At 39.5% G+C, this 823-nt stretch carries 1 protein-coding gene; it reads right to left on the reverse strand.

The features are described 5' to 3' along the window. Positions 1–61: 61 nt before the first annotated feature. Complete coding sequence (locus NXS07_RS20420; protein WP_258087566.1) at positions 62–727, reverse strand: tail fiber protein; 666 nt, start codon at positions 725–727, stop codon at positions 62–64. Positions 728–823 lie beyond the last annotated feature (96 nt).

The following is an 823-nucleotide window of genomic DNA, read 5'->3' on the forward strand; positions in this document are numbered from 1 at the left end:
CAGAGTAATTTTCATGGGCGCGATCTTGATCTGATACGAATGAAAAATCAAGTATCTTCAATTACGATGGGTATATAACAAAAGTGCAGATAATTTCATTGATTAACTTAGCTATATATTGCACTCGTGAACCTGACCAATTTCCAAGCGAGTCGTGAATAACAATTAAAAACTCTTCTTTAGATCTAATTTCAGCAGATATACCTTGTCCCCAATCACCACCTATAACATAACTACCAGTTATAACAAAGCATTTATTTTTAAATGGAGTTGAGAATTTTCGCACGTCCATTGTACTTGTTGAACCGATTACAACACCCCACTGAATCATTAATCCACTAGGGAGCACTTGATAACCAGATTCATTAAGTTTCGAATCAAAACTGTTTATGTCCGGCACTTGGTTTGGCCCATTCCCTATGGCTCTATAAACTAATTCAGATAAACCAAGATTCTTCACAAACTCCGCTTTATCCGGGATATCTGCCCCATTCAGCTTCTTCTCTAAATAGAGATTTGAGTTATTATTGAGGGCGTTTTGGTTGGCTGTATTGGCTAAATCATACGCTGCTTTCACCGCTTTGGATGTTGCCACAGTCTTTTCACTGTCGCTATCAACATCATTACTTAGTGTCACAAATCCCGGCTCTACCTGAGTTGCGTATGGGTGGTTACGGCTCTGGGCGTGTTCTGCTATCGCGCCTTTAACATATTCACGAGTTGGCACGACGACTACGTTATCTTCTCAGGGGTTACGCATGAAAATATTGAGTGGATAATTCTTTCATTTTTAGAGGGACGCTAATGAAAGAATTAGTGGAGG

The organism is Xenorhabdus bovienii, assembly GCF_024721015.1.
Classification (GTDB): domain Bacteria; phylum Pseudomonadota; class Gammaproteobacteria; order Enterobacterales; family Enterobacteriaceae; genus Xenorhabdus; species Xenorhabdus bovienii.